Origin of the sequence: Thermosynechococcus sp. OHK43 (assembly GCF_014466085.1) — a bacterium.
In the GTDB taxonomy this organism is placed as follows: Bacteria; Cyanobacteriota; Cyanobacteriia; order Thermosynechococcales; family Thermosynechococcaceae; genus Thermosynechococcus.
Genome location: NZ_JACOMP010000189.1, coordinates 1 through 5,129, shown reverse-complemented (window position 1 = coordinate 5,129; position 5,129 = coordinate 1). Strand labels below are relative to the sequence as shown.

Annotated in this window: 6 protein-coding genes and 1 pseudogene; 2 read left to right on the top strand and 5 right to left on the bottom strand. The window is 53.9% G+C overall.

Annotated features, from left to right (window positions below; genetic code table 11):
• The 4 genes from H8Q75_RS07935 to H8Q75_RS07920 form a co-directional block, all read right to left on the bottom strand.
• Positions 1 to 405 (bottom strand): ABC transporter permease (locus H8Q75_RS07935; protein WP_365970908.1); only part of this gene is annotated, 405 nt, incomplete at its 3' end.
• Between the two features lie 18 nt (positions 406 to 423).
• Entirely contained in the window at positions 424 to 975 is a 552-nt protein-coding gene (locus H8Q75_RS07930) for a DUF3172 domain-containing protein (protein WP_024124302.1), read from the bottom strand.
• Positions 976 to 1,014: 39 nt separating this feature from the next.
• On the bottom strand, positions 1,015 to 1,287 hold the full coding sequence (locus H8Q75_RS07925) for an RNA-binding protein (RefSeq protein WP_024124301.1): 273 nt from the start codon (positions 1,285 to 1,287) through the stop codon (positions 1,015 to 1,017).
• Between the two features lie 245 nt (positions 1,288 to 1,532).
• On the bottom strand, positions 1,533 to 2,210 hold the full coding sequence (locus H8Q75_RS07920) for a hypothetical protein (protein WP_297041092.1): 678 nt from the start codon (positions 2,208 to 2,210) through the stop codon (positions 1,533 to 1,535).
• A gap of 447 nt (positions 2,211 to 2,657) precedes the next feature.
• Here H8Q75_RS07920 and H8Q75_RS07915 point away from each other — a divergent pair, with 447 nt between their 5' ends.
• Both H8Q75_RS07915 and H8Q75_RS07910 read left to right on the top strand, forming a co-directional pair.
• Complete coding sequence (locus tag H8Q75_RS07915) at positions 2,658 to 3,104, top strand: hypothetical protein (RefSeq protein WP_024124299.1); 447 nt, start codon at positions 2,658 to 2,660, stop codon at positions 3,102 to 3,104.
• A 46-nt stretch (positions 3,105 to 3,150) separates the two neighbouring features.
• The gene (locus H8Q75_RS07910; protein WP_024124298.1) at positions 3,151 to 4,539 is read left to right on the top strand and encodes an NAD-dependent malic enzyme; all 1,389 of its coding nucleotides are present in this window, start codon (positions 3,151 to 3,153) and stop codon (positions 4,537 to 4,539) included.
• A 3-nt stretch (positions 4,540 to 4,542) separates the two neighbouring features.
• Here the strand turns inward: H8Q75_RS07910 and H8Q75_RS07905 are convergent.
• A pseudogene (locus H8Q75_RS07905) lies at positions 4,543 to 5,129 on the bottom strand (S-layer homology domain-containing protein); the annotation flags it as partial.

Here is a 5,129-nt window from a genome sequence, read left to right as displayed (position 1 = left end):
ATCAGTGCCTAACATATAGAGGGCGTCAATCTGCTCAGTGACTTTCATAGTCCCAATTTCAGCCGCAAAGGCGGAGCCCACCCGCCCGGCGAGCACCACTGCTGTCAGCACAGGCCCTAGTTCCCGTGCAAGGGCGATCGCCAGCACCCCACCTACCGCAGAGGTGGCACCAAAGGTAATAAATTCACGGGCGACCTGAATCGTAAACACCATACCCACAAAAGCGGCTGTAATCAGGGCAACACTGAGGGAAGCAGGCCCCACCAAAGCCATTTGCTCAATCAAGTTCCGCAGAGCAATCCGCCCCCGCAGCAAATGATAGGTGACTTGACCCGCTAAGAGAAAGGCTGTACCCAAGCGTTGTACACCCTGACTTGCACGCCAGCGTAGCCGTGGCCACTTCATCGCCTTCATGGTTGCGTCCTAGAAATTACCGGTTTCACCCGCAGCACCATTACCCAAGCCTGAGAGTTTGAGGAAGAGGTTTTTATCCGTTGTGCTCTGATAGACACAGCTAATTTCAGGCTTGGCGTCTAGGTTGCCGACATAGCCAAAGGTATTCAGCCGTTGGCGACAACTGCGCAACTGTTCACCCGTAATGAGTTGTCGCTGTTCTAGGAGGGCAACGTTATTGGCCCGCAGAACACAGCCCGGTTGCATAGAGGGTTGGGACACAAAAACTGAAAAGGGATTAAAGGTCACAAAAATCCGCGTATCCACCGCGATCGCGCTCGCACCAAATTGCACGCAAATATCGGGATTGGGTGCTGCTTGATCAATAAACTGCGTCGAGGCCACATTATCGGGGTTAAGGGTCGTGGTTTTGCTAAAGGTGACGCCAACGCCAACCCCAATAATGAAAACGCCACCTAAGATTGCCAAGGTACGGGTGTTCACCGCTGACTTGGATTCTGGCTCTGGCGGACGACGAGTTTGGGGACGGGGACGCGGTGGAGATGGCGAACGTCGAGGCATAGCAGCAAAAGTGAACAGCACTTCCCTACCAGTATGCCCTTATAAGGAAGAGTTTGCCTGCCCCCCCGCCTGTTTTGGCTTGGCCTTGTTCACTTTCAGGACTCGCCCTAGCCATGTAGCACCATCAAGATCATCAATGGCAACGGCCTCCTGAGTTTCATCTGCCAGTTCAACAAAAGCAAAGCCCCGTCGCTTACCGGTTTCGCGATCCACCGGCAACACAATCCGGCGAATGGCACCATATTTTTCAAAAACTTCGCGAAGATCGTTTTCAGTGGCCTCGTAGGAGAGGTTGCCGATGTACAGTGTCATAACCCGAACTCAGACGCAATTTGACAATCATGATAGCCTTTTGCCTTGATTTCTCTGTGCGATCCAGGCTACACAACCGAGGACTTTGCAAAGAAAATTAACGTTTTCTATCGGACTTAAAATATATGGAGATTAAAAAGAAATTAATCCTTCCCTCTCAGTCAACTGTAATAGCTGACTACAGCAGTTCAGGCAAAAAAACAGGCGCCCTCAGGGCGCCTAGGAAAAGTGGATTATGGTTTGGATTATGGTTGAATGTTGGGCTTCACACAGCAGCCAGTGACGACCAGCTTAGCATTTAGCACCGCCGTATCGTCTTGAACCAGGAAGCTCAGCCGGTAGCCGTTCAGCCAAGAGGGCGCAATCGGAATCGTGAGGGTTGTTGTCGTGCCGGCACTCACCCCAGTGTTGGGCCACAGGTACTGCCAGTACAACACACTGCCGTTTTTCCAGAGGGAGATCTTGTCATTACCTGCATCAGGGCTTTGGTGCGATTGGCCATTCTGTAGCGCCTTGAGGGTGACCACTAGCTTAGCCTTTTGCACCTCGCAGCAGCATTCTTTGCAGCCCTGCCACTGGAAAGTATGCCGCACCTGGCGGTTTGGTGTCGTACCGTTGAAGTTCGGCTCTATCCATTGCGGACCGGGTGTGCTAGGGAAGTCCGGGCCATAGGGCGTGGTGGTCGGGGGCGGGGGCGCCTGGAGGACAATGGTCTTTGGACAGGGCTTTTGGGGAGCACTCCTCAAGTCGGGTGAGGCTTGGCGCTCCTCGATCTCATCGGGTATGGGTAGCGGCTCCGGTTGACGCGGCGGCACAGGTGATTTCAGAAAGGGTGGGGTTTCGAGCTCTGGCGGCGCAACCGGTCCCTCAATCTCGGGTTTATTCGGCAGCGTCCGGTCGTTGATGACGTTTGGGGTAAACATGGGCGGAGGCCCCTTTCGCTTCGAGGGCGTTTGGGCTAGGGAAAGTGTTGCGCCAAAAGTGATAAAAAGAAGAGTAACAATGAAGTTAAGTTTTGTGTTTCTCGAAAGTTTCATAGTCATCTCCTCCTCCCTCCCTACATTGGGGAGGGTCTGATGCAATCAATAATCGGTAATAATACGCAAACCCTTGATGTGGGCGGCTTTAGCAGCTTTTGACGTGCTAGACGCTCCTATGGCCGCTTGTGTTCCTGTTCTTGTTCCCGATGAAATGGTCACTCCTGAGCATTCCGTCAATTTGTGCCTGTGCCACTGCTGGCATACTTCCACCCACAGACCGCGATAAACCTGTCACGATCTAAAGTATCAGCGTTACCTCACTGCCCTGCCCTAGATTGACACCGCAGAATGCTGGTTTAAGCCACTTCTCGTTTCAGGTAGGACAATAGAATGACTGCCTTGGCACGATTGAGCTGGTCACTGTCGGTTTTACTGAGAGCTATTGCCCTTTGGTCAGCCAGTGGGTTGGCGATCGCGGGACCGACACTCCCTTTAGCAGGAGAACATCAATTGCCGTTGGCGAATGGACTCTACCTCTTTGGTGAATCTCCCCAACCGCAGCGAGTAGGTCGTAGTTACATTGTCTTTGCAGTGCAAGATCGTAAGGTTTACGGGGCGCTTTATCTGCCCAATTCCTCCTTTGATTGTTTTCGGGGTACCGTCGGCGATCGCCAGCTGCAGGTGACGGTTCTGCCTACCTATGAAGAAGAGCCCTACCAAGCAGAAATTGATTTACTCAGTTTCTATAGTTTGCCTCGCTTGAGCCCTAGCGATCGCGCCATTTTGGCCACCTGCGCAGCCGAACCACTACCCATTGTCACCCACACAGGAAGCTAGGTAGAGGTGTTATCATCAGACAGTACCTTTTGCCATTAAATTTTAGATGGTTAAGCTAACCCCGACGCCTGCCTATAGTCTGACCCTGCGATTAGAGACCTCCTTAGATCCGACGGAATTGGGCACTGTTTTGCAGATCATTGGCGGGCAACACGGGCAAGTGGATTCCATTACGCTCATTGAGAAAACCGCCAATAAAATCCTACGGGAACTGGTGGTGGTGGCTGCCAGCCGCGATCATGCTGAGGCCATTGTCAATGCTGTCAAATCTGACACCCAAGCCACAGTGCTAGAGGTGAGCGATCGCACATTTCGCCTCCATGAGGGGGGCAAAATCACCGTTAAAAGCAAGCATCCTCTGCAAGGATATGACGATCTGGCGATGGCCTATACGCCGGGTGTGGGTCGGGTATCCCAGGCGATCGCTGACGATCCAGACTTGGTTCACAAACTCACGATTAAAAGCCATACCATTGCCATTGTCAGTGACGGGAGCGCTGTGTTGGGATTGGGCAATATCGGCCCAGAGGCTGCCCTACCGGTGATGGAGGGCAAAGCGATGCTCTTTCAAGAATTTGCTGGCTTGGACGCGTTTCCCATCTGCTTGGCCACCCAAGAGGTGGATGAAATCGTTGCCACTGTGAAGCGGATTGCCCCTGTCTTTGGGGGCATCAACCTGGAGGATATTAGTGCCCCCCGCTGCTTTGAGATAGAAGCCCGTCTGCAGGAAGAATTGGATATCCCTGTGTTTCACGATGACCAGCATGGCACTGCTATTGTCACCCTCGCTGCCCTCAAAAATGCCCTGCAATTGGTGGGTAAATCCTTAGAAACGGTGCGCATTGTTATTAATGGTGCAGGCGCAGCTGGGATTGCCGTGGCACGACTCCTGCGCAAAGCTGGGGCCAAAGACTTAATTTTATGTAATCGCCGCGGGATTCTCTCGGTGCAGGCAGACCTAACTCCTGCTCAACAGGAATTTGCTGTTGCCCAAACAGGAACCCTTGCCGATGCCCTTGTGGACGCCGATGTTTTCATTGGCTTGAGTGCCCCTGGCGTCCTCACCGTGGAAATGGTGCAGCGCATGGCCAAGGAAGCGATTGTTTTTGCGATGGCCAATCCCGTTCCGGAAATCCAACCCGAACTCATCTCTAACCATGTGGCGGTGGTGGCTACCGGCCGCAGTGACTATCCGAATCAAATCAACAATGTGCTGGCCTTTCCGGGGGTGTTTAAGGGTACCCTTGCCTGTCGGGCACCGCGAATGACCGAGGAGATGTTCCTCGCGGCAGCGGAGGCGATTGCGGCCTTGGTGAGTCCCTCTGAACTACAGGCCGCCTATATTATTCCCTCGGTGTTTGATCCACGGGTGGCAGCGGCGGTGGCCCAGGCAGTGGAGGCCTGCGGGCGATCGCTGGGGTTAGCGCGTGCCTAGTCTCTATTGCGGGACAGTAAAGGACTGAGTCAGGGTCAGGCCCAAATCCGTATTGGCATCAACAACCACTAGTTGCCGCACGGCCGGATCAATCACACCCCCAATCGTGGCACCGGCGGCAGCACCGGTAATCACTTTTTCGGGCGTAATCTTGCGATCGCCAATCACCGCCGAAGCACCGGTGGCAAGGGCTGCCCCAATTAGGGTATCCCGAATAATTGAAGTTGCCGGACGCTCCTGATTGGTTTCAATGGCTGCGCCCGTTGCTGCTCCCGTAAGGACCTTCAAGGGGGTAATCTTTTGATTGCCCAGCAGGCCAGACAATCCAGCAGCCACCGCTGACCCAATGGCCGCATTGCGGAAGACATTGCCAATGTTGGGGTCACGGGCATCGCGAATGGTGCGAATGATTTGGGAATTGGCGGCGATCGGTAGCTGGCGGTTATTGATCACTACTGTATTCGCCACAAACTGGGAGCCTCCTTGGGCGGGCTGGATCTGGCCAAAAATTTCACTGCCCACGGGAATCACGACTCGACCCCGACTATCGCGGACATCGGCAGCCGTCACCAAGCGCAGGGCAAGCGTTT

Excerpts from the sequence above, each read along its gene's own strand:
- H8Q75_RS07930 (WP_024124302.1), bottom strand. The coding sequence starts at position 975 with ATGCCTCGACGTTCGCCATCTCCACCGCGTCCCCGTCCCCAAACTCGT.
- H8Q75_RS07910 (WP_024124298.1), top strand. The coding sequence starts at position 3,151 with ATGGTTAAGCTAACCCCGACGCCTGCCTATAGTCTGACCCTGCGATTA.
- H8Q75_RS07915 (WP_024124299.1), top strand. The coding sequence starts at position 2,658 with ATGACTGCCTTGGCACGATTGAGCTGGTCACTGTCGGTTTTACTGAGA.
- H8Q75_RS07925 (WP_024124301.1), bottom strand. The coding sequence starts at position 1,287 with ATGACACTGTACATCGGCAACCTCTCCTACGAGGCCACTGAAAACGAT.
- H8Q75_RS07920 (WP_297041092.1), bottom strand. The coding sequence starts at position 2,210 with ATGTTTACCCCAAACGTCATCAACGACCGGACGCTGCCGAATAAACCC.